Raw genomic sequence first — 26026 nt, 5'->3', positions numbered from 1 at the left:
TAGGAGCGCCAACCCTTAAGGTGGCGATGGATGCCTACCTCGCGCGCCCGAAGCTTCGTTCAGAAACACATAAGCTCGGCGTCCGGCAGCAATTCGAGCTGCACATGAAAGACTGGTTACGCCTTCCACTTGACGAAATCACAAAAGCGATGGTCGCGGAGCGGCATCGCTCAATGGCAGCAACGCCTTCCGCCGCCAATCACGCATTGAAGATTTTCCGGACGGTTTGGAACCACGCTCGCCGTGTTCACGATCTGCCAGAGGCACCGACCATGGCGATCGAATGGTATGTGGAGCGACCAAAGGGAACAATCATCGATGACCTCAAGGCTTGGCGCGATGATGTAGATGGTCTCTTTAATCCGATCCATCAGGTATTCTACGCGTTCATTCTGTATACAGGATTGCGCAAGACTGAAGCGCTTACGCTGGAATGGAAGAACGTTCGCGAGAGCCACATTCACTTGCCGATGACCAAGAATGGGCGCAGCTTCGACCTCCCGATATTGCAAGTTCATCACGAGATCTTGGCTCCGTTGCGCGGACTGAGCAGGCAGTGGGTATTTCCGTCACCAAAGGCACCTTCAGGCCATGTTGGCGCACCCGAGAAGATCACTTGGTCACCGCATGCGCATAGGCGCACATTTGCGACAGTGGCGATGGAGGCTGGGGTTCTTGAGGAGGTTGTGGGCCGTTTGCTCAACCACACGCCTCTTTCGATCACTGGCCAAAGATATACCAAACCATCGCTTGATGCTTTGAGGCCTTCGATGGATGTTGTGTGCAAAGAGTTGAGTGCACGGATTGAGGGCAGCTGACACCGTTTCAAGAAGACTTGGCATTGGCCGCCTTGCAGTTTTGCATCGTCGGATGGCTCTATTTTTTTCGGCATTGGTTGGGCAGATATGGACACAAAGAAAATTGCATTGAATGACATTGGGGTTGGGCTTCTTGGCAACGCAATGCTTCTCAGTGGTCAGTTGAGGCAATCCAGTTTGCATGCGCAACATCTTGACCAAAGCAAAGCTCTGCAAGTTAAACGAGACCGGATGAGGTGCGTGGCGTTGCAAAAAGCGCTTTATGCGGCTGGGATGTTGGATGATGCAATTTCCACGGCGATCGACTTGTCCAAGGATGAATTGGGCAAAGGGTCGACAAACAAGGCTCGTCGATTGAATGAAGTCGCAGGCGGTGGAGGCAAGCTTGCATGCGTCCGGTTCAAGGACTTTCTCTTTCCTGAAGGTGTATCAGGTCGGTATGGCATTGCCGCTGCTATGGATGCGGTTGAACAAAACGAGTTGCACGAACCAATCGCGCAGCTTTGGCCATCAGACCTCATGAGCGCTGTGAGAGAGCTTGTGATTGACTATGCGAAAGACAAAGCCGCTCTCGATCTGGGTCTGACAAGGGCACAGGCCGCTTTCATTGGCTTGGATGGTTTGGTGCTTAGGAAGTCCAACAGGGAGCTCCCCATTTGGCATCTGTGGAACAGTAAGACGGCGCGCCAAATACGTAGGGACGCAGGCTGGCTCTCGGAGATGCGGGCAAAGTTCCAGCGTCATGTGTTGCAGCCTGCTGAACGAATGTATGGAGATGCTGCGGCCAAACATGATCTCCCCGATCTTGCAATTCGATTTGAACAGCTTGGTGACGCCATAAAGGATGGAGGCATACATATTCACGAGGGCTTAAGCGAACTGGGCAGTCAATTGTGTGGTGAACCGGTTGTATCAGAGGGGACAATTCAGCAGCTTTTCCCAAGTTACGGAGCCTTACTGGAACATAAGAACTATGGGGTGGATGCGGATCCTTTCAACGTTTTCGTTTTTATGTCTGCGCAAGTGGCCTGGCGAGCGGTCAAAGAAGGTTGGGTAATCTGCATTGCCGAGGATGGGCTGGAAGGGGGCTGTTTCTCTTGGGTTTCCCCGGATGCCTTCCCGAGTTTGAGTGAGAATGATGAACTCCCATTACCTGAAGAGATCAATGTTGACGGGTGCTTCGATCTGGACGAGCGAACAAAATCGGCGCTTGGCGCAGATAGGCTTTGGTTCGCTTTGGCTAGCGATGTGGCGGCGACCTTGGACGTGCCAGAGCAGCCATCACCCGACAATCCTGAAGAACCGCAACAGACCCGTGGATACAATAAGGGGTTCACGGCCTCGGATGCTCCCTTCATCAAAGAGGGGGTGGGCATGTTGGAAGCAGGGAGCGCCAAAAGCGCGCTTAACGCTGCTCAGCTTTTGGTCTCAAAGTACGGTGAAATTACAGAGAACAATTGGGTTCCCGGCCAATTTGGAATCCGATCCTATACGGTGGGCGCGGCAGAAATGCGTCTTCAGAAAGCCATCAGCAAAGAGTGGAAAAAACTAAAGAGCATAGAGGAAATTCGCTTCAATCCAATCGAAGCGAATCCCGACAAATGACTTTGGAAGCGTAGGCGGGGAAATTGGGTAGTACAGAGCAACATGGAGCAGCCCAATGCAAACAAACTTCAACGATGATCGCCTTTTGAGCCGCAGTGAAGTGCATAGCCATTTTGGCCTCACTCAGCGCTTTCTGGAAGTTTCGGCTGTACGCGGTAACGGCCCTCCTATGGTAAAAATTGGACGCAGCGTCCGTTATCGCGTTGGGGACCTTCGAGAATGGATTGAGTCTTGCCGTGTCCCTTCGTCGTCCGGCGGGGTGGTTTGATGAGTGGAACTCACCTGGCAACTAAGCGAAAGCCATTGGACTTAATGCAGAAGTGGCATGTTGTGCAGTATTGGTCACAACAAACACCACCGCTTAAGCGTGCCACCTTTACTGTACTGATGAGGCTCTTGGATCGTCAGAACACCAAAACTGGCCGGTGTGATCCGTCAGCCGTTGGGCTTGCCGAAGAAACGGGCTTTTCCGAGCGGAGCGTCCGTAGCGCTTTCAAAGAATTGGAGGAACGCGGTGCCGTAAAACGGTTTCGCATCACTCTACGTTCACGCAATCAGTTCCTAATATTTTCCGTGAGCGAGTTGAGGCAAAATACTCTGTTGGCTGAGCGCAAACCGCGCGCCGGGCTTCGCACCGGCCTGAACTCTGTTTCCGCTCTCCCTGCAACACGCTGCCGCCTGAACCTGCGGCCTGCTTCACCCGAAACAATAAAAGAAACTAAAAAGAAAAAGGAAGATGCTGAGAATGCGTTTGCGCATGGCCCGAGGTCTCACTGCATAGTGCGAAGCAGTTCCTCAGGTGAGATGGATTTGGGGCAGTTTGAACAGAGAGTTGTAAAAGTCTTTGAACGCGAGGGTTATGGCTATGAAGGCTTATTGGCGCTTCCGGCCCAAGATGCGGAACTGGCTCATGGTCTGATGGTAACCGGTGAGTTGACGTTTTCCGGGGCAGTAGCGCGGCTCCTGAAAAGGTACAGGAATCAGAAAGAGCAAATGTGAAAGAGCGACCCCGTGAGCGGTTTGGGTCCTTCCCCGGCTCCTGCCGCATGCGGGTAATTCGCACCCCATGATGTCGCTATGTTTCGAATATGACCGGAGTTGGAGATGGGGTTGTTGTTGTTTGATGTGGTGCCGTTGGTGTTCAGCTGCTTGCCAACTGTAGTCTGACAAAGGTGAGAGGGTAGATCAAAACCCAGCAACCCTTTGCCCAGCTTTTCAAAAATACGTCTAACACATGAGCGGCCACTGCTGGGATTGAGGAGCCTTTCGCCACGTTTTGCATAAAGCTCGGCTTTGGGCCGGTTGCAACGCTGGACCCGAACGGCGGGAAGCGGACCTTTTCTTCAAGGGTACTCGGACGGAAGTCGAAGGGTTTACCGGGTGTCGACCAAGAATTGCCAAACTAAGTTCACAACCGACGATATCCCCACATGGAAGCGCGAGATCGCAGATCTGAACAGCATTCGTTTTTTCGGTGTTCGATGACGCAGATCTGCTGTGCGTTTTGGAGCACTGGTGGGCGGCAATTGTATTTCCCACCTTTGATCCGAAAGGAGAAATCAAATGTTTGATTCATATACCATTCGCCATGACGACATGCCCCAAGAGATGCGGTTTCTCTTGGAACAATACCCGCGCGATGCTTGGGAGGCGCACCCTGGCTTTAAAGAGAAGACCCGCCATTGGCTGGGGGCGCATCAGATGTTCCGCCGGGTCTCTGAGCGGGTGAAGCTGGACGCTGAAGCGCTGTTAAACAAGGATATGGCGCTCGACGACTATGCCGGGCGGTTGTCCCACTACGGCGGTAACCTGGTTGGGAACCTACATGGCCATCATGGCTGGGAGGATCACAACTACTTCCCGGAGCTGTCTGCCGCCGACCCGCGCTTTGATGCGGGGTTGGAAGTGCTGGAGAAAGACCATGCCGATCTGGATCGAGTGCTGGATGATTTCACCCGGCAGGCCAACCGAGTCATCAAGTTGGCGCATCTGGATGAAGCGCAATCGCGCGAAGAGGTGGCCAATGTGCATCGGACCAGCGAGGTGATCGAAACCTTTCTGAAACGCCATCTTGGTGATGAGGAAGAGCTGGCCGTGCCAATTATCTTGCATCACCGGCTGCGAGGGTGAAGGGTTTTGTATGACCAAAAATACTGCGACTGAAGAAGACCAATCCAAAGTCAAGGAGCGCCGCGCACGAGGTGAATTTGTGCGCGGCGTTAGCCGCTTTCGCCACACCATCGGCGATCCGGAGTTTCCGCCCGAGCCGGGGCGGTATCACTTGTTCGTGGCGCTGAATTGCCCGTGGTGCCATCGCGTGACCTTGGCATGGGCCGTTCTGGGACTGCAGGACAGCATCACAATGGATGTGGCCTTTCCCAATCGCACGGATGAGGCTGACCCCGCTGGCGCGAATTTGTGGGAATTTACGCCGCACCGGATTGCGACGCTGACGGGGGCAGTGCTGCCGGAATGCACGCTGGAAACCGGAACTGGCGAAAGATTACGCTTGGCCAAAGAAATCTACCAACGCGAAGGTTCGGACGAACAATCCGTCCCAATCCTGTACGACAAAATCGCGGACCGCATCGTGAACAACGAAAGTGCCGAGATCATCCGGATGCTGGATCAACACGCCAAAGCGCTTGGCAGCGATATCGCATCGGGCAGGCGCGCCCACCTCTATCCCGATGACGCCACGCTGCGCCAAGACATTCATGACCTCAACGAGACGATCTACACAACGATCAACAACGGCGCTTACAAAGCGGGGTTTTCGTCTGATCAAACAATATACGAAGCGGCGTTTGACGCCTATTTCGATACGCTTGAGAAGCTGGAGAACCGGCTGTCCGATGGGCGCTCCTTCCTGACGGGCGCGCAGTTCACCGAGGCCGACCTGCGTCTCTTTCCCACGCTCTATCGCCACGATCCGGTCTACTATGTGCGCATGAAACTCAACGGAGCACGTATCCTCGACTACCCGTATCTGTGGCGTTGGCTGTGTCGGGTCTTTTTGCTGGATGGCGTCGCGGACGCGGGATCTTTGATCCATTGCCGTCAGGGCTACTTTGGACGGTCCTGGAATGGCGTGGTGCCTTTGGGGCCACAAAGGCCGATGAGATACCCCGAAGCTTATCGGCATCCAGAATTGGGCCTTTTTACCGATGCTGAGCCGCTGTAGATCGTTTTCTGAAACCACATGCCAAACGCAAAGACAGCCATCTGAACATCTGCAGCGGAGTTGTGCTTTGTCCTCCGACCGTAAGTTCCGCCAGTTCTGCAATTTGCCCTCGTGGGGACCGACCGCTATGCGGACTACAGGCGCAGAGATTGCGTCCTCATCGGCTGACCGTAATGGGCCGTCGGTGAAAACGGCCCAGGCCCTTAAGATTTCTATGGCCTCTGCAATCGCAAGGGCATCCTCTCGCTCGACGCCAAAGTATCGAACAGTGCTGTCCATCTTCGTATGTCCCAAAAGCAGCTGCACCGCTTCTGAGCCTCGCTCAGGGCCCATCATATCAGTGCCGTGAGGAAAACAAATAGCGGCAATATGCAGCTTGCGACCTTTGTAAAGTCTGGCTCCTTGGCTGTCCGCGTAGCCAACGAAAGGACCAAACCTGCCGTTCATCAGTTGATCAGATGATGCGTTGTGGCTTCAGTTCAATTGCCATTGGAGAACAAAGTGGCATTACAGGTAGTTCGGTCCACAGAGAAGGATTATTTCCAACGCTAGTCCAGCTCAGTCCACGGCCAAGGCTTTACGTTGCTGGCAGCCGTTTGGAACCTTGCCGCCTTGGCTATCCAAATCCCCAAGTCGGTTCCGAAATCGGCCAACCGCTCATTAGGCTGCTTATTGTTGACCATCATGACAACAAACTGAACAATCGTCGCCACCCCTAGTACCGTTTGTGCAACTGAGATCATGATCGCGATCAGCAGCATGTAAATGAAACGCTGGAGCATATTGTCTGGTTGCTCAGGTTCAATCTGTTCGCCATGCAGGCGGCCTTCAATCCTTGCTTCGTCGTCGTCCACAATCTCACCCCGTTTTACGATTGAGCCTATACAAAAAAATTCCACTATCGGACTTTGTCAGCAAAAAGCTGCGTTACCAAGGCAATGTAAATACGCAGAATGCATACAAGTGCCAACAACAGCGGCCACCAGCACTTTCTGAACAATGGCGACAGTTTCGACAGCAACCATACTGCAGACGCAACATTCTTTGACCAAGTCCCGGAACCCAGACGTTCAGAGAGACAGCGAAGCCGATGTTTCAGTAGCCACCAATGTCGCCTTTGCGCAAAAAGCGACCCTTGTATAGTTCTGTGGACGGCCAAAACCGGTCATTGACGTAAGTTTCACCGAACGGCAGCTCCCGGTGCGGACTGCCACCATGGTCTCAGTGGGTTGAAAGGAACTGGCTGAACACGAAGCAACAATAAGCGAATTCTCGTGCGAGCCGCACAGAAGTGGCGTTCAGGGTAACCTTTTTCATGACCGCACCATTTCAGACGATACCGCCGCCCCTTCCATCGGCTGTTGGCCGGCGTGTAGTTACGCTTGCGCGATATCCAGAAGCGCGAAAGGCCATCACTGGAGAAATTGCGCCGCCAGATATTTTACGGGCCTTGGCCAGAATTGGCTCCACATCGGTGCGGAATGCGGCGCGCAACGTAGCTGACGCCATCAGCGCGTCATTGTCGGACTGATATCCGGTCAAGGCTTCGCGATCGACGAGGCTGGCCTGAACAAACGCACGTTGAATTTCCATTGCTGAAACCATCAGGCTTTCGATCGGGTCGGTCACATTGTGAGACTGATCGATCATATGCGCCAAATCCAAACCCGGTGTGCCTTCAGCGTCGACCAACTCGTTCCATACAAGGAAGAGGCGGTAGGGATCGATAGTTCCGCTGTCCAGGTCATCGTCGCCATATTTGCTGTCGTTGAAGTGAAAGCCGCCGAGTTTACCCGCGTGGATCAAGCGCGAGACGACCATCTCAATGTTCACGTTGGGCGCGTGATGGCCCAGATCAACGAGGCACATAGCTTTGTCGCCAAGTTCTTGCGCGGTTAATAGCGAAGTGCCCCAATCTTGTACCACGGTCGAATAAAAAGCAGGCTCGTAAATCTTGTGTTCGGAGAACAGGCGCCAGTCATCGGGCAGTCCTGCGTAGATCTCTTTCATGGAGCAAAGGTAGCGCTCGAATTGCTGTCCCATGTGGGTCTGGCCAGGGAAGTTTGCACCATCACCGATCCAGACCGTCAACGCCTTTGAGCCAATCTTTTTGCCTATCTCAATGCATTCCAAATTGTGTTCAACCGCTTGCGCTCGGGTGGCCGCATCGGTGTGCGTCAGGGAGCCAAACTTATAAGAGTGCGCCTGATCCGCTTGATCCTGAAACGTATTGGAATTCATCGCGTCAAATGACAGGCCGTGTTGATCCGCTTTGGCGCGCAAATCGGCGGGGTCGGCCTTGTCCCATGGAATGTGCAGCGAGACGGAGGGCGCAGCTTTGGTCAGCGCGTGGATTACGCCGCAGTCGTCCAGTTTATCAAAGATATTGGCGGGCTCTCCGCCGCCAGGAAAGCGCGCAAACCGTGTGCCACCGGTGCCGGTGCCCCAGGAGGGAACAGCGACGCCAAAACCCTGCGCTTTGGTCACCAGTGCATGAATGTCCACACCCCGCCGATCCAGCCTTTCACCAAGGCTATCAAAGTCTTTGTGCAGATCACGCTCAAGTTTGGCGTTCTCGGCCTCGATCACTTTCAGATCAAACATAGTATCCTCCCGAAGGGTCTGCGCACCCCATCCAATTGTGGCGCAAACAGGTATTTTAGCGTGTAAAGGCCTGAACGTTGCCGGCGTCGACGTTGATAATGTTGCCGGTCGACTTTGCCGATTTGTCGGACGCAAAGAAATAGGCGGCTTCTGCGATGTCTTCAGGCAGGACCGACAGCTTGAGCAAGGAGCGGTTGCGGTACATCTCCTCAAGACCTTCCTTGTCAGTGCCGTATGTATCAGCCCGTTGGTCAAGCCATTCGCCTTCCCAGATTTTAGAACCGCGCAGCACAGCGTCAGGGTTCACAACATTCACACGAATTCCAGCTTCAGCACCTTCCAATGCCAGGCAGCGCGCCAGATGAATCTCACTTGCTTTGGCGGTGCAATAGGCTGCCGCGTTGGGTGACGCCGCCAAGCCGTTTTTGGAGGCCACAAAAACGATGGAGCCGCCCATGTTCTGTACGCGCATGATCTTGAAGGCTTCACGCGAAACAAGAAAGTAACCCGTGGACAGGATTTCCATGTTTTTGTTCCACAAGGCGAGTGTTGTGTCCTCGACCGGTGCAGAGGATGCGATGCCAGCATTGGAGACCAGAATGTCCACGCCTCCAAATTCAACCGATGTATAGGCATAAGCTTCGGCGACGGCGTCCTCATCTGTAACGTTCATGACGACTGTGCGCACAACATCTGCGCCATATCGACTTGTCAGGTTATCGTAAGTTGCCGCCAAGCTTTCTTCATTGATGTCCGCTAGCATCACGCAGGCACCCTCTGACAGGTAACGCTCTGCTGTGGCGGCGCCGATGCCGCCCGCGCCGCCGGTGACAAGTGCAATCTGACCAGCGAGACTTTTGGGCTTTGGCATGCGTTGAAGTTTGGCCTCTTCAAGCAACCAGTATTCAATGTCGAAAGCTTCCTGTTCGGGTAAGCCACAGTATTCGGACACTACCGCCGCGCCGCGCATTACATTGATCGCGTTGACGTAGAATTCGCCAGAGATTCGCGCCGTGGCGCGGTCTTTGGCAAAGGTGATCATGCCGACACCTGGAATGAGATAGACCACAGCGTTTGGATCGCGTAGAGCGGGGCTGTTGTCGTGTTTGCAACGGTCGTAGTAGGCTTCATAGCCTTTGCGATAGGTTGCGATCTGCGCCTCCAGCCCCTTCAACACAGCGTCAATGTTGTTTTTCTCTGGATCAAAATCCACCACCAGCGGGCAGATCTTTGTGCGCAAGAAGTGGTCCGGGCAAGACGTGCCCAAGGCTGCGAGTGCGGGCATGTCTTTGGCGTTCACGAATTCCAGAACGGTTTCCGAGTCGACAAAATTGCCAACCATCGGTTGCTGACCGGATACAAATCCGCGAATTGCAGGCATGAGCTTGGCGGCAATGTCACGACGTTCTGAGCACGCAAGGCTTTTGTGGTTGGCCCCACCAAAGGCGGGCACGTCAGCTGTCTTGGCATCAAAGTAGGCGATGGCCTTGTTGATGATTTCGAGAGTCAGCTCATAGCAGGTCTTGGCGTCGTCATCCCATGTGAATAGGCCGTGTGATTCCAATACAACCCCTTTGGCGTTCGGGTTTTCGAGGCAAAACTTCTCAAGCCAAAGGCCGAGTTCATAGCCCGGTTTCTTCCAAGGCAGCCAGCCGATGTCATCGCCAAAAATCTCTTGCGTCATGGCTTTGCTGTCTTTGGCGGCCGCAATTGCGATGATCGCGTCCGGATGCATGTGGTCCACATGCGCCTTCGGGACATAGGCGTGCAGTGGTGTGTCGATGGAAGCTGCACGCGGGTTCAGGTTGAAGGTGCAGTGGGGGAGGTAGCCGACCATCTCATCTTCGAACGCGACGCCGCGATATTTGCCTTTGAGTGCGCGCAATTTGTCCATGTAGAGCGTCGAAAACCCGTCCATCTTAATCGAGCCGACGTCACCACCTGAGCCTTTGACCCACAGAACTTCCGCGTCATCGCCGGAGAGAGGATCAGCTTGGAAAACTTTGGCGGAGGTGTTGCCACCACCATAGTTGGTGACGCGCTTGTCAGACCCGAGCAAATTGGAGCGATACAGTAGTTTTTCAGGCTCGCTCATGCTGGCCGCCTTGGCCTCGTCCCATAGAGAAACAAGCCAGTTTGCTTCGGTTGTCATTGTGATCTCCTCCCGATCCACAGATAGTTCAATCAGATTTGGTCAGAGATTGAGTGGGTTGCGACAGATTGTCAATCACAAACAATCATAAATGGTCAAATGTGAGTGTAAAATGAATAGAAATGACAAATAGTGATTGACAATGATTGAATGTCTGCGGCATCGTCAATGTCAACGGGAGGAAAGTGATGCACGAAAAGGAACGCAATAGGATCATACTGTCTGCAGTACAGGACCGTCCGGTGGTGACGGTTTTGGACCTGTGTAGTATGACTGGCGCGTCCGAGGCGACCATACGCCGGGATATTTCCGCATTGCACGAAGCCAAGAAACTGCGCCGTGTTCGCGGCGGCGTGGAGGCACTGCACCCCAATCAATTGCCCGGCCTCGCTGGCCGGCCATTCGCAATCAACGAAGCAATCAATATCGCGCAAAAGCAAGCAATTGCACGCAAGGCGGTGGAGCTTTGTGACGAAGGCGAGCCGATCATCATCAACGGCGGCACCACAACCTTTCAAATGGTGCACCCGCTTGCGACACGCCGTTGTCAGGTTTTCACCAATTCGTTCCCGATTGCTGAGCACCTTCTGAAGAACTCCAAGAACACTGTTCTGATGTCTGGTGGCGTGATCTATCGCGAGCAAAACATTGTGCTGTCGCCATTTGACAACGATGTGACGCGTAACTTCTACGCGCGACGCATGTTTATGGGCGCGCAGGGTGTCGGCCCGCTGGGTGTGATGGAAGCCGACCCGTTGATCATTCAGGCCGAGCAAAAACTGATTGGACAGGCCGACGAGCTGGTCCTGCTGGTCGATTCCGGGAAATTCGAAGAGCGCTCCAGTCTCGTGCTGTGCCCGCTCAAAGACATCGATGTTCTGATCACCGACGACGGGATCAGTGACCGCTCTGCCGCCATGGTGGAATCGGCGGACATCAAACTGATCGTAGTGCCGGTTGGCGCTTCGAAGGAGGAGGCGGTGTCGTAGTACTCCGCGAGGGGACGGCGAGCCGTAAATTTAGGGGAACCAGGGAGGACGCCCAATGAAATTTACCAAACTCATGACATCCGTAGCGGTAGCTGCGGGCTTGTTCGCTGGACCTGCGGCCGCAGACGACATGCGGATCGCGTTGGTTGTAAAAGCACTTGGCATTGGCTTCTTTGAAGCCGCCGCAGAAGGTGCAGAAGAAGCTGCCAAAGAAATTGGTGGCGTAGAAATCATCTACACCGGCCCAACGGACACCACCGCCGAAGGTCAGATCGAAGTGATCAACTCGCTTATAGCTCAAAAAGTAGACGCCATTGCTGTGTCTGCCAATGACACCGACGCGCTTGTGCCGACCCTTAAGAAAGCGATGCAACGCGGCATTACAGTTGTGTCCTGGGACTCCGGCGTGGCCGAAGATGGTCGTCAGGCGCATTTGAACCCATCGTCCAACGCGTTGATCGGCAACATGATCATCAAACTTGCCGCAGATCACCTGCCGGACGGTGGCGAAGTCGCTGTTCTGTCGGCAACAACCACCTCGACGAACCAGAATATCTGGATCGATGAAATGAACAAGGTGATGGGCGACTATGGAGGCATCGAAGTTGTTTCCACAGTTTATGGCGACGACCTTGCGGACAAGTCTTACCGTGAGGCAACTGGCCTGATGCAGTCCCACCCCGAGCTGGATGCAATCATTGCGCCGACATCTGTTGGCATCGTGGCCGCAGCGCAAGCTGTTGCGGATGCGGGGAAAATTGGCCAGGTCAACGTGACCGGCCTGGGCCTGCCATCTGAAATGGCTGGTGCCATTGAAAGCGGCGCCTCGAAGTCCTTCGCGATCTGGAACCCAATTGATTTGGGCTATTCCGCGACCATGCTGGCGCATCAGTTGGCAACCGAAGCAGCTACGGCCGCGCCGGGTGCGGAAATCTCTATTGGCCGCATGGGCACCATCACGCTGGACGACACAAATGCCGCGGCCATGGCCGACCCGTTTGTCTATGACTCCAGCAACATCGATGATTTCAAAGAAATCTTCTAAGATCACTCCCGAGAAAAGGGGCGGCGTTCAGTTTGCGTCGCCCTTTTCTAACCGAACGATGTGCCCCTGGCGGGCCTTGCGATGGGAATGCGCAAATGACCAATCAGGCGAGCGAACAGAGCGGTGATCCGGCATTCGCGCCGGTTCTGTCTCTGGACAATATCACCAAGACATTTCCAGGCGTGAAGGCGCTGGATGGCGTTGAACTGCATCTTTATGCGGGCGAAGTGACGGCGTTGATTGGTGAAAATGGGGCTGGAAAATCCACGGTCGTAAAGACCCTGACCGGGATCTATCAGCCCGATGGCGGCCAAATCATGCTTGACGGCAAGCCTGTGCATTTCCCTACACCACAGGATGCCGCAGATGCTGGAGTCACGGCCATTCATCAGGAAACCGTGCTGTTTGATGAACTGACCGTGGCGGAGAACGTCTATATCGGGCACGCGCCCAAAAACCGGTTTGGACTGATCGACACCAAGGCGATGCACGCCAAAACCACAGAAATTCTAAATTCGATCGGCGCTCCGATTGATGCCGGCATAAAACTCAAGGACTTGGGGATCGCATCGCGCCACTTGGTCGCCATCGCTCGCGCACTATCCGTTGAGGCGCGCGTGGTGATCATGGATGAACCAACTGCCGCACTGAGCCAGACCGAGATCGAGGAGCTCTATGAGCTGGTCAATAAATTGAAGGCACAGGGCAAGGCGATCCTGTTCATTTCCCACAAGTTCGACGAGATATTCCGAATTGCCGATCGCTACACCGTGTTTCGTGACGGACAATTTGTGGGTGCGGGCAAAATAAACGGTGTCAAAGAGGCCGAGTTGGTTCAAATGATGGTCGGGCGCGCCGTCGAACAACTGTTTCCGAAACGCCATGCCGAGATCGGCGACGAGGTTTTGAAAGTTGTTGGCTATAGCCATCCAACAGAGTTTGAAGACATAAACTTCACGCTGCGCCGGGGGGAAATCCTTGGGTTTTACGGGCTTGTTGGTGCTGGTCGGTCCGAGTTCATGCAATCACTGATTGGCATCACCCGCCCCTCCAAAGGCGTGGTAAGAATTGACGGCACAGTCAAGGTGATCAGGTCTCCCGCCGATGCCATTCAGGCAGGTATCGTTTACGTGCCCGAAGATCGTGGCAAACAGGGTGCCATTGTCGACATGCCGATTTTTCAGAACGTCACTTTGCCCTCTTTGCACAAGACATCGCGGGATGGGTTCATCCGGTTGGCCGAAGAATTTGCTCTGGCGCGTGAGTATACAGAGCGACTGGATCTACGGGCAGCGTCGTTGGACACAAACGTAGGTGCGCTATCCGGCGGGAACCAACAGAAGGTGGTGATTGCCAAGTGGCTCGCGACCCAACCGCGGGTTATCATCCTCGATGAGCCGACCAAAGGCATCGACATTGGCTCCAAGGCAGCGGTGCACGACTTTATGTCTGAGTTGGCGGCCCAAGGGCTGTCTGTGATTATGGTCAGCTCCGAAATTCCCGAAATTCTAGGTATGTCAGACCGCGTGATTGTCATGCGTGAAGGCCGGATGGTTGTTGAACTCCAAGGCGACGACCTAAGCCCGGAGACATTGGTGCGCCACGCCGTCGGCATTCAGACAGAAGGAGACGCGGCATGACCCATCTGAAATCCCGTGAAACGATCCTTTTTGGCGCTATTCTCTGTCTTCTCCTTGTTGTGGCTACCCGATTTCCCGGATTTGTCGCGCCCGAAAACCTGATTGCAGTTTTCACAGATACCTCACCATTGATCATTCTTGCATTGGGCCAGATGGCGGTGATCCTGACCCGTTGTATTGACCTCTCGGTGGCCGCAAATTTGGCCCTGACAGGCATGGTTTGCGCGATGATCAACGTGGCAGCTCCCGATCTTCCGGTTGGTGTCATTCTCACGGTTGCGCTGGCTATTGGGGCAATGCTTGGTGCCATTAACGGCATACTGGTGTGGAAGCTCAACATTCCCCCAATTGTGGTCACCCTTGGTACGATGACCATCTTTCGAGGCATCATCTTTCTGCTGACCGAAGGCAAATGGATCAACGCCCATGAGATGAGCCCGCAATTCACCGGGTTTCCGCGTTCGGATGTACTGGGTATGCCAGTACTCGGGTGGATCGCGGTTCTGGTGTCTGTTGTGATGCTCGTGGTGATGGCGCGTACCACGTTGGGACGGTCCATATACGCCGTCGGCGGAAATCCCCATGCAGCAGTCTATACCGGCATCGACGTAGGTAAGACGCAATTCGCGGCTTTTGTGATCTCCGGCATGCTGGCGGGTTTGACAGGCTATCTTTGGGTGGCGCGATATTCGGTAGCTTATGTCGATATTGCTGGTGGTTTTGAACTGGATGTCGTGGCGGCTTGTGTGATTGGCGGCGTCTCCATTGCTGGTGGCGCAGGCACCGTGGTTGGTACACTTCTGGGCGCACTGTTTCTTGGCGTTGTCAAAAACGCACTGCCCGTGGTCGACATCTCGCCATTCTGGCAGCTCGCCATATCTGGCGCGGCGATCATCATTGCGGTCGCGTTCAATGCCCAATCCGGACGCTCCAAGGGGCGCGTCATTCTGAAATCTGCGGAGCATGCACAATGAGCCTGACCGACAACGCCCCCCGCCACATTCCAGATCGGCTGCGATCACCTCTGCAGGACAAGCTGGTCAGCTGGGAAAGCCTATTGCTGGCGGTCGCGATAGCTATCTTTATCGTAAACTCGCTGGCCTCGCCTTACTTCCTCAATGCGTGGAACCTGTCCGATGCCACCTTCAATTTCACCGAGAAAGCAATGATCGCCTTTGCGATGGCCTTGTTGATCATCTCTGGCGAAATTGACCTGTCGGTGGCGGCCATAATTGCCTTGGCTTCAACCGCCATGGGCGTCGCCATGGAAATGGGCGCGGGCACGCCTATGTTAGTCTTGGTCGGTCTCATCACGGGCGTGCTTTGTGGCGCGTTCAATGGAGCGCTGGTGACCAAATTGGGTCTGCCTTCCATTGTCGTAACGATTGGCACAATGAGCCTGTTTCGAGGCATCAGCTACATTATCCTCGGGGATGGTGCGTTTCGCGGCTATCCCAGCTCGTTTTCGTGGTTTGGACAAGGCTATGTTTTCTGGGTGATCTCCGTCGAATTTGTCATCTTTGCTCTCTTGGCGGTGGTCTTTGGCGTGATCCTACACAAAACCAACTTTGGCCGAATGGTATATGCCACAGGCAACAACGCCACCGGCGCGCTGTTTTCCGGCGTGCGCGTTGATCGCGTCAAAATGACTTTGTTTTTGCTTACGGGCTTGATGTCGGGCTTGGCAGCCATCTGTCTGACTTCAAGACTCGGGTCGACACGACCGTCGATTGCCTCGGGCATGGAGCTTGAAGTGGTCACCATGGTTGTTCTCGGAGGGGTCAATATCCTTGGCGGCTCAGGCTCCATTCCCGGAGTAGTCATCGCCGCCTTTGTTATGGGGCTGGTGACATTTGGCCTTGGCCTTCTCAATGTGCCCGGCATCGTCATGTCGATTTTCATTGGTCTTTTGCTCATCGGGGTCATTGCGCTGCCAAGACTCTGGGCGATGTGGCGCAAGAAAGCGGGCTGAGCAGATGGAAAAGCACGCTTTCTGCATGACGCTTCACTCCGGCAAGCTGAATGAATACCGCAAACGCCACGATGAAATCTGGCCCGAACTTGTTGCGCTTCTGAAGGAGGCTGGTGTGGAGGACTACTCCATCCACTTTCACGCAGAAACCCACCAGCTGTTTGGCGTGATGTGGCGACGCAACGACCACACGATGGATGCCTTGCCGGATCATCCTGTGATGAAACGCTGGTGGGCGTATATGGCCGATCTTATGGACACACATCCGGACAACAGCCCCGTTGCGGTTGATCTTCAACAAGTGTTCCACATGCCATGACCACTCCGCGTAAAACCTCACGCCACATTGCCGTGATCGATGTTGGTAAGACCAACGCTAAGCTCGCGTTGGTCGACGGCGCGACTATGACCGAGATGGACGTTGTGACCCGCCCCAACACGGTCCTTGCAGGGCCGCCTTATCCGCATTTTGATCTGGACGGACATTGGGCGTTCTTGCTTGAAAGCCTTGCCGCGTTTCATGCCCAACACGGTGTTGACGCCATTTCTGTGACCACGCATGGCGCCTCCATTGTTCTACTGGAACAGGTTGGCGCGCTGGCGTGTCCAATGTTGGATTATGAGTATCACGGGCCAGATGACATAGCAGACACCTATGATCAAATACGGCCGGATTTCTCGGAAACCGGCTCGCCTCGATTACCCGGCGGCCTCAATGTCGGGGCGCAGTTGCATTGGCTTTTTGACACCGATCCAACGCTTTTGGACCGCACCAAACACATCATCACCTACCCGCAATATTGGGGGTATCGGCTGACCGGAAATCTGGCTTGTGATGTGACATCACTTGGATGCCACACCGATCTTTGGAACCCATGGGACGGCAAGCCGTCATCTCTGGTCGCGCGGTTGGGGATATCAGAGAAGCTTGCGCCAGCGCGGCAGTCCTCTCACATTCTGGGAGATTTGGATAGAACCGTCAGCCTGATCACGGGCCTTTCGCCTGACACACCGGTTGTTTGCGGAATTCACGACAGCAACGCCTCTTTGGTTCCGTATCTTAATCATGGCTCTCAGCCGATTTCGGTTGTCTCAACGGGGACTTGGGTGGTCTGCATGACCTTGGGCGGTCGTCAAGCACCGCAACTGGATGCTCAGCGAGACACCCTGATCAACGTAAATGCTTTAGGTGAACCAGTGCCATCCGCCCGGTTCATGGGAGGGCGCGAATACGAAATCATACGGAACGGATCAGAGGCGCTCCCCACGGATCAAGATCGCCAACAGGTGCACAGGAAGAAGATAATGTTGCTGCCATCTGTGGTAACGGAAAGCGGACCATTTCCCAGGCAGAAGATGCAATGGACTGTCCCGCCCGAGACGGATGGTCAACGCATCTACGCACTCTCCCTCTATCTTGCATTGATGACTGATCGTTGCCTTGACCTGACTGGTGGCAGAGGAAGAACCATTGTCGAAGGCCCATTTGTCGGAAACTCGGACTACTTAGGTATGCTCAATTCGCTCCGCGAGGGTCGCGTAGAGGCGGCATTGTCACAGACTGGAACCAGTGTTGGCGCCGCAATGCTGATTAAAAAGCCGGCAAATTCTGGCAGTGGCTTTTCAGCCGAAGAACCACCCGATCGGCACTTTCCCAGATACGCGCAGCAATGGCTCAGCGCGTTGTCTAGAAGGTGATCTACAGCTTAAACACCAATGGCTTTGGTGAAGCTGAGTGACAATATTCCGCAAAGCAGACGTCTGAGTGATCCGCAGCGCAGGTCCGCTTCCCGTCCGGTGTGAAGATCTTTGGAGACCACTTTGGGCTGGGAGCCGACCTCAAGACGCCAAGGCCTGCTCCAGCCGGCGACTAGCGTACGTCAACGAGTTGTGCCGATGGCAGCGAAGCGCAGGTAGCAGACTTTGCAAGATATAGCTTCTGGCCCTTTTCTGTCGTTTGTGATCAATGCGCCGAAGGACCGGTTTGAATCCGAGTATCAGATACAAGACCTTTAAAAAATGGTCCCAAATCTGTTTGCCAACGGGTCCCAGCGACCTGTTGGCAAGTTTGATTAGATATATGGTTAGAGAAAGGTCTCCCAGAGTGCTAAGGACCAGGCGCTTTCCACCGGATACCTCCGGTTCAGCGAAGTGATGCAGAAGCCGTCCCCAGCCAAAGCCCGCACAAATCAATGTCTTTTTTGTATGCAGATCTGCAACGGACCATTTCAAGGCAATCTCAAGTATCCCGGTTTCCGAGCTGTGTCGCGAACATGGGATGAGTAGCGCTAGTTTCTATAAATGGCGCGCGAAGTTTGGCGGCATGGATGCGCCTTTGATTGCTGAGATTATGGACATGGCTGAACAGAAACGGCGTGTGAAGAAGATGTACTTCGAGATGAGTATGCAGAACGATTTCCTATAGGAAGCGCTTGGAGAAAAGCGTTAAGGCGGTCTCAGGAGCGAGAGATGGCCATGAAGGCGGTCGCACAGCTTGAGGTCAGTATTGCGCTGGCTTGTCGGACGTTTCAAATCAGTGAGACGTGCTACCGGTGCAGTCCTGTTATGAGGGATGAGAACGAAGAAATCGCCGGCTGGCTGGAACGTTTGACGGCGAACAAGCGCAGCTGGAGCTTTGGCCTGTGCCTTCTGTATCTGCGCAACGTCCAAGGCTATGGCTGTAACCATAAACAGGTGTATCGCATCTACTGTGAACTGGAGTTGAACCTGCGGATCAAGACCAAGAACCGGCCAAATCGTGATAAGCCCGAACCGTTGGCTGTGCCTGAACAACCTTATGAGACTTGGTCGATCGATTTCACGGCAGATCAGTTGGTCGATGGCAGGTCGATCAGAAATCTGATCGTACTGGACGGCGTTAATCGAGAGGATTTGGCCATCGAAGTCGACTTCTCATTGCCAGCAGAACGCGTTGTGCGAAGCCTGGACCAGATCATTGGATGGCGTGGTTTACCCCGGGCTATACGTGTCGATAACGGCCCCGAAAATGTTAGTGGAAGGCTGATCGCCTGTGCTGAAAAGCAAGGCGTTCGGCTCGAATACATCCAGCCCGGAAAGCCATGGCGGAATGCATATATCGAGCGTTACAATCGCACTTTTTTCGGCGAATGGCACGGCCAATTTATCTTTGAAACAATCGAAGAGGCGCAGGATCAGGTGACCGAATGGCTCTGGACTTGCAACTATGAGCGACCCAACATGGGCATCGGCGGCATGACACCCGAAATGAAACTGAAAATGGCCGCGTGAATTCTACGACTGAGCCCCATTAAAAATGGGGGATTACCAGAAGATCGTCAAAGACATCAAGCGGGCGACCTGCAATCAATATTCCTCTGAAGAGAAGATCCGGATCGTCCTGGGCGGATTGCGTGGCGAAGACAGCATTGCAGAGGGGGGGGTGGCAGCATAAGGGGATTTCCCAAGGTGTCTACCAACAATGGTCGAAGGACTTCATGGAGGCCGGAAAACAGCGGCTGGCCGGTGATACGGCTCGCGCTGCGACGTGCGATGAAGTCAAATATCTGCGCTGTGAAGCCCGTGGCCTGAAGGAGGTTGTTGCAGAGCAGACGCTGGAATTGCACCTTCTCAAAAAAGCATGATCGACGATGGGCGCGCCCAAGAATGAGGTCCTCCGCATCTGAGAAACTGGAGATCATCCACCTGGTCAAAAGATCGCATATGTCGTCCCGTAAAACGCTCGCCAAGCTGGGTATTCCTCGCACCACATTCTATCGCTGGCACGAAAGGTAACTGCAGCGCGGTGAGGCAGGTCTGCATGATCAATCACCAAAGCCAAAACATGTCTGAAACCGGGTGCCCACCGAAGTAAAGCGCAGGGTTGTGGATCTCGCTCTGAAAGAAACGGAACGGTCGCTGTGCAAGCTGGCCGTCACGTTCACCGACCAAGAGCGCCATGTCGTGTCGGAATCTACGACGTGTCGCACGCTCAAGGCGCATGACCTGATCACCGGCTCTGCGTTCACCGTGCAGAAACCCGCGAATGAGTTCAAACACAAGACGGCGGCCATCTCCCAGCTTTGGCAGACCGATTTTACCTATCTCAAGGTTCTGGGCTGGGGTTATGACAGACACACTCGAACTGGCCTTACAGGCATTGGGCAGTGATCAAGTCCATGTCGTCCACTAATGCTCACATAGCGACGCTTCCTGCTTCAGCATCCAAATTAGAGCCTGTTTGGTGACTGGTTTAATGATATTGCCGCCGACGGATAGCCCGTATCCCTTTGCAATCGTTTCCGCTGCATCAATTGTTGAGCCTGGTCCGCCAGTCATAAAGTGGATTTGCAGCGGTCGCTGAACTTTTACCAGTGCTTTAATGGATTCGATCCCATCCATCTCTGGCATATTCACATCAATGAGCAAAAGGGCCGGGCCATCTTTGGACTTTACCGCGTCCAAGAGTTCCACGCCGTTGATGCAGGTTTTTACGCTCCAGCCTTCACGCTCAGCAACAGTGGCAATAAACTCTGCAAAATCTTCATTGTCGTCAGCGATGTAAAGCTGTCTCATCCGGTCAACCTTTCCCTGATCAATCCTTTTGCTCTGAGGCTTGACCCGTTTGATCTCGCTTGGATTGGAGCTATTCTTCATCAAATAGTGGCCGTTCAGAATGATCGATGTCAATTTTTTTGATGGGCTGACACGCTACAATGGGCCATTTGCACGCCAGAAGAGAAACGCGTTGTGCCGCCAGCAACCTGCTAATCAAAAGTCGGGTCAAATCAAATGGTTGGTTCGGGGAGGAGAGCCGACACGTGTATCATGGCTTACCGGTGCCGTCGCGAGGTGCTTCGCAACTTTAGGAAGGTGGCTTTTTCTGACGTCGGGCAAGCTGTCAAAACCACTTACCTGGACCGACGATAAAACCAGGAAGCAAACCCTCACATCCAAGGAGCTCACGTCACTTGGCGCGAAATGCCGCAGTTATACCAAACGGGTAGATTGACGAAGTATTCCTTGTCAGCGGCACTTGGTGGGATCTAGTGTTTAAACAAAGAAGCCCTTTTCGTTGGATGATCACCAAAGAAAAGAAGGAAATCGCGCTTTGCTTTTGTTGCGAAGCCGTTGTGTGAGTGCCGGCGCAAGGTCTCATGGACACCCGCTAGGACGCGAAATGCGCCATCGTTCTGGAAATGACCGCGACACGACGATTGAATATTCAATGCTGAATTGTGGAGTTCAAAACGTTCGTTCATCAATGCTGTCGGCTCGATTTGAATTGGAGGCAATATGTCATTTGTGCAGTACCCCAATGGACTTCTTTTTGCTTCAAAACTGATTTTTTGTCTCGCATTGTCGCTATGTACTTATTCAGTAACCTCAGCTTCCGAGACACAGGTTTTTCCGAAGTACGAGCTGGACAGCGGTTCCGTTACCGTTGGCGGGCTAGAAGACAGCGACGGTATCATTTGGTTGGCCACTGCAATTGGCCCACTCCGATACAACGGTGTAGACACACAGTACTTAAAAACTGGAAATGGAACCCGGTTGTCCCGCGTGGGTTCAATCTTCGAAGCCGCTGATGGTAAACTGTGGTTTGGCCGCGCATCAGGCGGGGTGGTGGTTTACGACAAACGTGACAATTCGTTTCAGACCCTTAAACACTCACCTGGTGAGCCCAATAGTTTATCCACAAACAGCCTGAATTGGGCTCCTCACTTGATCCAGCAAACTGGAGACGGTGATATGTGGATCGGCACCACCAATGGCCTAAATCGCGTGTCAGAAGATGGCGAACAGGTTACCCACTATCAGCACAATCAAAACGACAAACGATCTCTCGCCGGAAACAACATTCACGCGGTGGAAGTTGATCAAGGCGGCCGAGTGTGGATTGCAACGGACAACGGCTTGAGTGCCTTGGATACAACGTCAGGAGAATTTACAAACTACCGCCACGATCCCAACGACCCTCAAAGCCTCCCAGCTGGAAAATTGTCTGATGTGTTGGCAGCACAACCAGGCGTTATCTGGGTAAGCTCTCATTCCGACGGGCTAGCGCGGCTGGATGTCGCTACGGGCGCTTTTAAACGCTACCAGAATAATCCTGAAAACGACGACAGTCTGGCTCACAATGAGATCTACTCTCTGGAAATCGACGCAACTGGAAATTTGTGGATTGGGCGTCGTTTTTCCGTCGCTGTTGGTATCGAAGAATTTAATCCAGAAACTGGACATTTTCATGTCCACCTCCGCAACCCAGACACAGCAAGCCCAGACACCACTGAAATGATTATGTCTGCCTTCGTCGGTCACGACGGTACGGTATGGCTGCCGTACAACACCGGTCCCCTCTATCGTATGGTGCAACCGGGGCCGGTTCAGCAAGTGCGCTTCAAGAACCCTACGGCCCAAAGTATCCACACCGAGCCAGTTCTTGCCGTTGCGGAAGATGCTGATAGCCAAGTTTGGATTGGAGGTGTTGGAGGCCTCAAACTCTACGACCGAGATACCGGCAGCTATGAACGATGGCAGCCAGAAAGCGATGCCGCAAACCCAGAAGATCGGACACTGACATTCAACGAAGTAAATACAATTTTGCCCGCAGGACCAGGCTTACTCTGGATTGGAGAAGTGGATTCCACGTTCAGTCTAGTCGACACCCAGAAAAAGAAAGTTCTGAAGCGGCATCGGACTGACCAGAGAGCGTTTGGGGCCTGGGGCGGTACCTACGATGTTAACGACCCATCTCTTATCTGGTTTGGTTCTCAGACAAGTGGATTGGGTCGCGTGGATACCAATACGGGGGAGTTTAGGTTTTATAACTCCAGCACAAACCCGGAAGCCGGAATTAAAACCAGCTTCATCGCCAAAGTTGCTCCTGCAGCATCTTCTGGATTATGGCTCGCAAGCGATGGGCAGGGTGTCTTGTTCTTCGACAACGAGAAGGTCGTAGAGCAATACTTGCATGAGCCTGAAAACCCCGGATCATTGGGGAGTTCTTTTGTGAACGACATCGAGTTTGATTCTGACGGCCAGATGTGGGTGGCCACAATGGAAGGCGGTTTAAGCGTTTTTGACCAAGCGACCAAAACATTTGAAACTTTTGGGGCGGAAGCCGGATTGCTGACAAGCAACGTACTGGCAATTGAAATTGACGGAGTTGGCAACCTTTGGCTCGCGACAAATGAAGGCGTCTATCTGTTCAACCCCCGAACCAAACAGGTTGAAAGGCGCTTCACCGACAGAGACAATCTTCATACAAACAGCAGCCTAACTTGGCCATCTGGAACACTGATGACGTCTGCCCAAGAGCTCTTCGTTGGATCTCTTTCCGGAGTAAGCATGATTGCACTGGAAAAATTTTCAGAGGTGCCAGAAAACCTTTTGGTGTTGTTCACTAGGTTTACCGTCAACGGACAACCAATTCAGTTGAATTCCGCAATTGAACGCGTGCGCGAGTTTGACGTGCATGGCCCAGACGCCTCGTTCGATTTCAATGCATCGGTGCTAGGGTATTCCCACGAAGTACGAAAGAGAATTCGGTACAAACTGGAGGGCTATGAAACCGAGTGGAATACGCCAAGCAACACATTGTACGGTCGTTACACAAGCCTTCCAGGGGGCAGCTATTTTCTCGTGGTGCAAGGTTCGCAACAGGCAGGAAAATGGACATCTGGTGCAAGGGTCAAAGTCAACGTCATCCCGGCTTGGTGGCAACGTTGGTGGTTTATCACCTTCTTATTGTTGACAAGTTTCGGTTTGTTGATTGCAGTGGCCTATTGGCGACTTCGCATTCTTCAAGCCGTTGTGGAATCAACCAAGGCACTCGCTAAAAGCGAGGAACGTACGCGCGACATTGCGGAAACGGCCTTTGATTACTTCTTTGAAACGGACAAGGATCACAAAATTATCTGGATGTCAGACCAGTTCCAGGAGGCCACTGGGATCACTCCTGAAAACGTGTATGGCAAGACCCGATGGGATGTCACATCTGAAGACACCAATACATCGAAGTGGGTAGATCACAGAAGTGAGATCGATAAAAATATGCCATTTCGAGATTTTCAGTTTGAGCTCGCGGTCGCGGGAGGCACGCCAAGAGTCATACTTGGCAATGGCAATCCTATTTACTCAGAAGATGGCGAGTTCCTCGGCTACATGGGAACCGGCAAAGACGTCACTGACGTTGTAAGGGCCATTGAAGGCGCGCAAGCTGCCGAAAATCGACTTAAGAGAGCCATTGAAAGCGCAAACGCCTCCATTCTTGTTTTTGACTCTGAAAACAACCTGGTCTTCTCTCATTTAGCTGAGCATCAGAAACTGGATGAGCTGCGCAAAAACATCTCGGTGGGGATGAGCTACAAAGAGCACATCCGTGACGCACTTGTACCAAGTATCTCGTTTATTGACGGCGTTGAAAGCGATCAGTTTTTTGACACCCTCATGAAGAACCACAATCATCCTGGCGCCCCTCTTGAAGTACGATTGAACGATGACACTTGGCTTCAACTAAATGAGACGGCACTGGAAGATGGCGGCGCGATTCAAGTTTGGATTGATAGCACCGAGTTAAAACTGCACGAAGAGCAAGCGCGACGCTCTCAGAAGATGGATGCGATTGGCAAGCTTACTGGCGGAATTGCTCATGATTTCAACAATCTACTCGCCGTGATCCATGGCAATTTGGAGCTGTTGCTTGACGAGGTCCCGGACAAAACCGGCAAGCCCAGACGTTATGTCGACAAAGCTTTGGCCGCAGCGTCCAAAGGGGCAAATCTGACACAACGGCTCCTCGCATTTGCCAGGAAGCAACCTCTGCGACCAGAAGCGACCGATATAAACAATCTAGTAGAAGGCATGATTTCTCTGGTTCGCAGAACCCTCGGAGAGGAGGTCAAGATTGTTTGGGAGCCAGATCCAAAGTTGAAGCTTGGCCATATTGATGCCAACCAACTTGAAAGCGCAGTTCTAAATCTGGCGGTGAATGCCCGTGACGCATTGCAATCGTCTGGGGAACTGCGAGTTGCAACTTCAAACGTCACTCTTTCCGAAACTGACTTAGCGGATAACGATGAGGTCGCTCCCGGCGAATATGTGGCGATTTCATTTAAAGATAACGGCACCGGCATGTCGCAAGATGTTCAAGATCGGATCTTTGAACCGTTCTTTACCACTAAGGAGATGGGTAAAGGAACTGGTTTAGGCCTCAGTATGATTTATGGGTTTATCAAACAGTCAAAAGGGCACATCAGCTGTGAGAGTGAGTTGGGTCAGGGGACAACAATGACCCTTTACTTGAAAGCATCTGACCAAGATGTGGTGGCCGCAACTTCCGTCGATGCTAAAACTGACACGGCCGCGAAAGGCAGGCTACGGGTTCTGGTGGTGGAAGACGATGTAGAGGTGCGAAGCGTCATCACCGAGATGTTGGCCTCTTTCGGTTATTCAGTGCTTGCAGCAGAAGACTCTTTTAAAGCATTGGAAATTTTAGAAAAACCTGCTGACATTGATCTGATGTTGACGGACATCGGCCTGCCTGGAGGCATGAATGGCATCCAGTTGGCCGACAAAGTCAGGCAGGAACACCCAACCCTGCCAATCGTCATGATGACTGGATACCAAAGTGAGCAAGAGAACGGCGAGGGTTTTGCAGCACCGGCGCAAAACCTGATTCATAAGCCCTTTTCCAAGGCGGATTTGTCAACGGCAATCGAACGCGCGATTTAGTTTTTTACGCAATTGAAGTCAGTGCTAACCAAACTTGATTGAATGGGAGCTCTGTTAACGAGGGATTGAAGGCTACGCCCTTTGGTTCCTGTGAATACAGGGACAAGCTGGAGCCTGATCAGAACGAAAAAAGCTCTGGCAAGGGGCTTGGCGGTTGGCGGAAATATCATTGAGCCGATTTTGTAACAGCCTTGTCTAACGGCAGCAATGCGGGGTGGTTTCAACGGATCGACGCAACACTTTAGTCTTTTTTGGAAAGATGGAGTGTAAGTCATGGCCTATCGGAAGCGGATATTTTTCTCA

At 53.2% G+C, this 26026-nt stretch carries 17 protein-coding genes and 3 pseudogenes; 15 read left to right on the top strand and 5 right to left on the bottom strand.

All coding sequences use genetic code 11. From position 1 onward, the window contains the following. The 5 genes from QZ517_RS12270 to QZ517_RS12250 all read left to right on the top strand — a co-directional run. Positions 1 to 818: tyrosine-type recombinase/integrase (locus QZ517_RS12270; RefSeq protein WP_294227196.1), on the top strand; the 818-nt coding region annotated here is incomplete at its 5' end. Between the two features lie 87 nt (positions 819 to 905). Further along, on the top strand, positions 906 to 2423 hold the full coding sequence (locus QZ517_RS12265; RefSeq protein ID WP_294227194.1) for a hypothetical protein: 1518 nt from the start codon (positions 906 to 908) through the stop codon (positions 2421 to 2423). A gap of 267 nt (positions 2424 to 2690) precedes the next feature. Continuing rightward, entirely contained in the window at positions 2691 to 3422 is a 732-nt protein-coding gene (locus QZ517_RS12260) for a helix-turn-helix domain-containing protein (RefSeq protein ID WP_294227192.1), read from the top strand. A gap of 564 nt (positions 3423 to 3986) precedes the next feature. Beyond that, a complete protein-coding gene (locus tag QZ517_RS12255; RefSeq protein WP_294227190.1) occupies positions 3987 to 4553 on the top strand; it encodes a hemerythrin domain-containing protein in 567 nt (188 codons plus the stop codon). A gap of 10 nt (positions 4554 to 4563) precedes the next feature. Further along, the gene (locus tag QZ517_RS12250) at positions 4564 to 5607 is read left to right on the top strand and encodes a glutathione S-transferase C-terminal domain-containing protein (RefSeq protein ID WP_294227188.1); all 1044 of its coding nucleotides are present in this window, start codon (positions 4564 to 4566) and stop codon (positions 5605 to 5607) included. Positions 5608 to 5814: 207 nt separating this feature from the next. Here the strand turns inward: QZ517_RS12250 and QZ517_RS12245 are convergent. The 4 genes and pseudogenes from QZ517_RS12245 to QZ517_RS12230 form a co-directional block, all read right to left on the bottom strand. Beyond that, positions 5815 to 5916, bottom strand: a pseudogene (locus QZ517_RS12245) (integrase); the annotation flags it as partial. Between the two features lie 239 nt (positions 5917 to 6155). Continuing rightward, positions 6156 to 6461 carry a DUF4389 domain-containing protein gene (locus QZ517_RS12240; RefSeq protein WP_294227186.1) on the bottom strand — a complete coding sequence of 102 codons (306 nt, stop codon included), beginning with the start codon at positions 6459 to 6461 and terminating at the stop codon, positions 6156 to 6158. 475 nt (positions 6462 to 6936) lie between these two features. Further along, positions 6937 to 8211 carry an L-rhamnose catabolism isomerase gene (gene rhaI, locus QZ517_RS12235; RefSeq protein WP_294227184.1) on the bottom strand — a complete coding sequence of 425 codons (1275 nt, stop codon included), beginning with the start codon at positions 8209 to 8211 and terminating at the stop codon, positions 6937 to 6939. A 55-nt stretch (positions 8212 to 8266) separates the two neighbouring features. Continuing rightward, the gene (locus tag QZ517_RS12230; protein ID WP_294227182.1) at positions 8267 to 10363 is read right to left on the bottom strand and encodes a bifunctional rhamnulose-1-phosphate aldolase/short-chain dehydrogenase; all 2097 of its coding nucleotides are present in this window, start codon (positions 10361 to 10363) and stop codon (positions 8267 to 8269) included. A 188-nt stretch (positions 10364 to 10551) separates the two neighbouring features. Here QZ517_RS12230 and QZ517_RS12225 point away from each other — a divergent pair, with 188 nt between their 5' ends. From QZ517_RS12225 to QZ517_RS12185, 9 genes and pseudogenes are all read left to right on the top strand, one after another. Further along, positions 10552 to 11352, top strand: coding sequence for a DeoR/GlpR family DNA-binding transcription regulator (locus QZ517_RS12225; protein ID WP_294227180.1), 801 nt, complete (start codon positions 10552 to 10554; stop codon positions 11350 to 11352). Positions 11353 to 11407: 55 nt separating this feature from the next. After that, on the top strand, positions 11408 to 12397 hold the full coding sequence (gene rhaS / locus QZ517_RS12220; RefSeq protein WP_294227178.1) for a rhamnose ABC transporter substrate-binding protein: 990 nt from the start codon (positions 11408 to 11410) through the stop codon (positions 12395 to 12397). A 95-nt stretch (positions 12398 to 12492) separates the two neighbouring features. Beyond that, positions 12493 to 14037 carry a sugar ABC transporter ATP-binding protein gene (locus tag QZ517_RS12215; RefSeq protein ID WP_294227174.1) on the top strand — a complete coding sequence of 515 codons (1545 nt, stop codon included), beginning with the start codon at positions 12493 to 12495 and terminating at the stop codon, positions 14035 to 14037. Further along, positions 14034 to 15011 carry an ABC transporter permease gene (locus QZ517_RS12210; RefSeq protein ID WP_294227172.1) on the top strand — a complete coding sequence of 326 codons (978 nt, stop codon included), beginning with the start codon at positions 14034 to 14036 and terminating at the stop codon, positions 15009 to 15011. The genes QZ517_RS12215 and QZ517_RS12210 overlap by 4 nt, the downstream gene beginning before the upstream one ends. Beyond that, entirely contained in the window at positions 15008 to 16009 is a 1002-nt protein-coding gene (locus QZ517_RS12205; RefSeq protein WP_294227170.1) for an ABC transporter permease, read from the top strand. Before QZ517_RS12210 ends, QZ517_RS12205 begins: the two co-directional genes overlap by 4 nt. A gap of 4 nt (positions 16010 to 16013) precedes the next feature. After that, entirely contained in the window at positions 16014 to 16328 is a 315-nt protein-coding gene (gene rhaM, locus QZ517_RS12200; protein WP_294227168.1) for an L-rhamnose mutarotase, read from the top strand. Next, positions 16325 to 17707, top strand: coding sequence for an FGGY-family carbohydrate kinase (locus tag QZ517_RS12195; RefSeq protein ID WP_294227166.1), 1383 nt, complete (start codon positions 16325 to 16327; stop codon positions 17705 to 17707). The genes rhaM and QZ517_RS12195 overlap by 4 nt, the downstream gene beginning before the upstream one ends. A gap of 490 nt (positions 17708 to 18197) precedes the next feature. Continuing rightward, a pseudogene (locus tag QZ517_RS12190) lies at positions 18198 to 19279 on the top strand (IS3 family transposase). 25 nt (positions 19280 to 19304) lie between these two features. Continuing rightward, positions 19305 to 20116: pseudogene (locus tag QZ517_RS12185) on the top strand (helix-turn-helix domain-containing protein); the annotation flags it as partial. Positions 20117 to 20176: 60 nt separating this feature from the next. Here the strand turns inward: QZ517_RS12185 and QZ517_RS12180 are convergent. After that, positions 20177 to 20644, bottom strand: coding sequence for a response regulator (locus QZ517_RS12180; RefSeq protein WP_294227165.1), 468 nt, complete (start codon positions 20642 to 20644; stop codon positions 20177 to 20179). 639 nt (positions 20645 to 21283) lie between these two features. Between QZ517_RS12180 and QZ517_RS12175 the strand changes: the two genes are divergently transcribed. Then, positions 21284 to 25723, top strand: coding sequence for a two-component regulator propeller domain-containing protein (locus QZ517_RS12175; RefSeq protein ID WP_294227163.1), 4440 nt, complete (start codon positions 21284 to 21286; stop codon positions 25721 to 25723). The last annotated feature ends 303 nt before the right edge of the window (positions 25724 to 26026 follow it).

Origin of the sequence: uncultured Shimia sp. (assembly GCF_913054185.1) — a bacterium.
Classification (GTDB): Bacteria; Pseudomonadota; Alphaproteobacteria; order Rhodobacterales; family Rhodobacteraceae; genus Shimia.
The sequence above is the reverse complement of the archived record's forward strand: the minus strand, read 5'-3'. Positions and strand labels throughout refer to the sequence as shown.

Bases quoted from the DNA above. Each gene is read 5' to 3' on its own strand.
- QZ517_RS12265 (WP_294227194.1), top strand. From the start codon at position 906: ATGGACACAAAGAAAATTGCATTGAATGACATTGGGGTTGGGCTTCTT.
- QZ517_RS12260 (WP_294227192.1), top strand. From the start codon at position 2,691: ATGAGTGGAACTCACCTGGCAACTAAGCGAAAGCCATTGGACTTAATG.
- QZ517_RS12255 (WP_294227190.1), top strand. From the start codon at position 3,987: ATGTTTGATTCATATACCATTCGCCATGACGACATGCCCCAAGAGATG.
- QZ517_RS12250 (WP_294227188.1), top strand. From the start codon at position 4,564: ATGACCAAAAATACTGCGACTGAAGAAGACCAATCCAAAGTCAAGGAG.
- rhaI (WP_294227184.1), bottom strand. From the start codon at position 8,211: ATGTTTGATCTGAAAGTGATCGAGGCCGAGAACGCCAAACTTGAGCGT.
- QZ517_RS12230 (WP_294227182.1), bottom strand. From the start codon at position 10,363: ATGACAACCGAAGCAAACTGGCTTGTTTCTCTATGGGACGAGGCCAAG.
- QZ517_RS12225 (WP_294227180.1), top strand. From the start codon at position 10,552: ATGCACGAAAAGGAACGCAATAGGATCATACTGTCTGCAGTACAGGAC.
- rhaS (WP_294227178.1), top strand. From the start codon at position 11,408: ATGAAATTTACCAAACTCATGACATCCGTAGCGGTAGCTGCGGGCTTG.
- QZ517_RS12215 (WP_294227174.1), top strand. From the start codon at position 12,493: ATGACCAATCAGGCGAGCGAACAGAGCGGTGATCCGGCATTCGCGCCG.
- QZ517_RS12210 (WP_294227172.1), top strand. From the start codon at position 14,034: ATGACCCATCTGAAATCCCGTGAAACGATCCTTTTTGGCGCTATTCTC.
- QZ517_RS12205 (WP_294227170.1), top strand. From the start codon at position 15,008: ATGAGCCTGACCGACAACGCCCCCCGCCACATTCCAGATCGGCTGCGA.
- rhaM (WP_294227168.1), top strand. From the start codon at position 16,014: ATGGAAAAGCACGCTTTCTGCATGACGCTTCACTCCGGCAAGCTGAAT.
- QZ517_RS12195 (WP_294227166.1), top strand. From the start codon at position 16,325: ATGACCACTCCGCGTAAAACCTCACGCCACATTGCCGTGATCGATGTT.
- QZ517_RS12180 (WP_294227165.1), bottom strand. From the start codon at position 20,644: ATGAAGAATAGCTCCAATCCAAGCGAGATCAAACGGGTCAAGCCTCAG.
- QZ517_RS12175 (WP_294227163.1), top strand. From the start codon at position 21,284: ATGTCATTTGTGCAGTACCCCAATGGACTTCTTTTTGCTTCAAAACTG.